The organism is Bacillus hominis (assembly GCF_018332515.1).
GTDB classification, from domain to species: domain Bacteria; phylum Bacillota; class Bacilli; order Bacillales; family Bacillaceae_G; genus Bacillus_A; species Bacillus_A hominis.
This window is the reverse complement of sequence record NZ_BOQD01000426.1, coordinates 1-2,359: the sequence shown is the minus strand read 5'-3', so window position 1 is coordinate 2,359 and position 2,359 is coordinate 1. Positions and strand designations below refer to the sequence as shown.

General features: G+C 35.8%; 2 protein-coding genes and 1 pseudogene. 2 read left to right on the top strand and 1 reads right to left on the bottom strand.

Features of this window, described 5'->3' with window-relative positions; translation table 11 throughout:
- Positions 1-72: 72 nt before the first annotated feature.
- Both KI356_RS26000 and KI356_RS25995 read left to right on the top strand, forming a co-directional pair.
- Positions 73-564, top strand: a complete 492-nt coding sequence (locus KI356_RS26000) for an ankyrin repeat domain-containing protein (protein ID WP_212936888.1) — start codon at positions 73-75, stop codon at positions 562-564.
- The gene (locus tag KI356_RS25995) at positions 561-1,157 is read left to right on the top strand and encodes a DJ-1/PfpI family protein (protein ID WP_071772786.1); all 597 of its coding nucleotides are present in this window, start codon (positions 561-563) and stop codon (positions 1,155-1,157) included. The genes KI356_RS26000 and KI356_RS25995 overlap by 4 nt, the downstream gene beginning before the upstream one ends.
- Positions 1,158-1,204: 47 nt before the next feature.
- Here the strand turns inward: KI356_RS25995 and KI356_RS25990 are convergent.
- Positions 1,205-2,130: pseudogene (locus KI356_RS25990) on the bottom strand (aldo/keto reductase).
- Positions 2,131-2,359 lie beyond the last annotated feature (229 nt).

The window sequence follows — 2,359 nt, the reverse complement described above, 5'->3', positions numbered from 1 at the left end:
AAGGAATAGGCCATCATTAATAGAATTTATAAAGGGAGAAATACAAAACATCTTTATAAATGGAGGTTCACTATGGAACAAATCATATCAGTAACACAAGCAGTTATAAGCGGAGAAAAAGAAAAAATAGTAGAGATAATAAACGAGGATCAAAGTATTGTAAATTCATATAGCGAAGATGGATGGACACCGCTTCATTTAGCAGCTTATTTTGGGCAGAAAGAAATAGCAAGTTTCCTTTTAGAACATGGAGCAAATATACATATTAGAGCGAAAAACGAAAATGAAAATACGCCACTTCAAGCGGCAATTGCAAACAAACAAATCGAACTTGTATCTTTCTTAATTGAAAAGGGATCAGATGTGAATGCAGTGCAAAGTGGTGGCTGGACAGGACTTCATGAAGCTGCATTATTAGGAAATGAAGATATAATTACATTGCTTCTTGAACATGGGGCCAATAAAACGACTAAGAAAAATGATGGGAAAACTGCATTTGATATCGCTGTAGAGAAAGGGCATGAGCATCTTTTACATCATTTGCAAGAGGAAGTGAGCTTATGATTAGCCACTGGAATGTAGGGATTTTTCTTTTTAATGAAGTGGAAGTGTTAGATTTTGCCGGCCCATTTGAAGTTTTTTCCGTTACAGCAACAAGTGAAGGTCAACCATTTACAGTTCATACTGTTAGTCAAGATGGAGAAATGATTACAGCAAGAAATGGATTAAAGGTACAACCAGATTATAGTATCGAAGACTTACCTCCAGTTGATATTTTAATAATTCCTGGTGGCTTAGGTGCTAGAGAAAACGAAATGAAAAATGAAATAATAATAAATTGGATCCGTCAGCAAATGAAAGAAGTGAAGTTAATGACTTCTGTTTGTACCGGTGCGCTTTTACTTGCGAAAGCTGGATTACTCGATGGCCTCAAAGCGACAACACATTGGGCTAGTGTTAAAAATTTTAGAAATGATTTTCCGAATGTGGAAGTTTTAGAGAATGTAAAATTTGTCGATGAGGGACATATTATTACGTCTGGAGGAATTTCAGCTGGAATTAACATGTCATTTCATATTGTGAAAAATTTGTTAGGTGCTCAGATTGCTGAAGAAACTGCGAAAAGAATGGAATACGATATTGATTTCAAATATTAAATGTAAACCAAGACCAGCAGTGGATATTTCCAACTGCTGGTCTTGTTCTATAGTGAACGAATATATGTTAACTCTTTATCTGTAAGAAGGGGGCGAATTGACGCGGCCGCATTTTCTCTTGCCTGTTTTTCTGTTTTTGCACCAGGAATTGCGACGGATACTGCTGGGTGTGAAAGTACGTAGCGAAGTGCAAGTTGCCCTAGAGTTTGATTTTCACTTGAGAGTAATTGCAGTTTCTTTACTTTTTGTAAATCTTCTTGAAACCACGTTTCTTTTGGCCATTCTTTGCGTAAATCTCCGTCAGGAAAAGTTGTTTCGTTTGTGAATTTCCCGGTCAATATCCCCATTTTTAAAGGCCCGCGTATAACAGCACCTATATTGTTCTCTTGTAAGTATGGAAGTATATCATTTTCAGGTTTTCGATTTAATATGTTGTAATCAAGCTGCACAACATCAATTTCATCGTTTTTATTGAAGTGTTTTATATATTGTAGGTCGTGAGTTGAAACACCAACAGCTCTTACTTTTCCATCCCGTTTTAATATTTCAAATGCGCGTAAAATGCTTCTGTTTCTTCTTGTTTATCCCACCAAATGTGACAGAAATAAACATCAATATAATCTGTTTCTAGGCGCAGTAAGCTAGTTTCAAAGACTGCGATCACTTTTTCGGCAGTATTATAAACAGGCTCTCCACTTGGATCATAGTGATGTCCAATTAAACCGCCTTTTGTTGATAAAATGATATTATTACGGTGCTCTCTTATCGCTTGAGTTACTAACCTTTCACTATGGCCTAATCCGTATACATCAGCAGTATCAATAAAGTTTACGCCGCATTCAATTGCTTTCTTCATAGCAGTTATAGATTGTTTGTCGTTAACAGGTCCCCATTCATCGCCGCCAATTGCCCACGCTCCAAAGCCAATTTCCGAAACGGTAATTTCAGTTTTACCTAATGTACGGTAGTGCATCATTTTTCCTCCTTGTAAGCATGTTATAACATCGGTATGCAAAACTGGAATTTATGTGTGTAAAAATGTTTTCTACAATTGGGGAAAAAGAATAACATAAACTACTATTTTATAGCAGCATAAATAAAATTTTTTATTTTAAATACAGAGATGTCGTCGAACGCTATCTCTAATTGGTTAATTTGTGAGTTTTTTTGGTGAAGGAGCTTATTTTATAAGAATAGAATTT

Bases quoted from the DNA above. Each gene is read 5' to 3' on its own strand.
- KI356_RS25995 (WP_071772786.1), top strand. From the start codon at position 561: ATGATTAGCCACTGGAATGTAGGGATTTTTCTTTTTAATGAAGTGGAA.
- KI356_RS26000 (WP_212936888.1), top strand. From the start codon at position 73: ATGGAACAAATCATATCAGTAACACAAGCAGTTATAAGCGGAGAAAAA.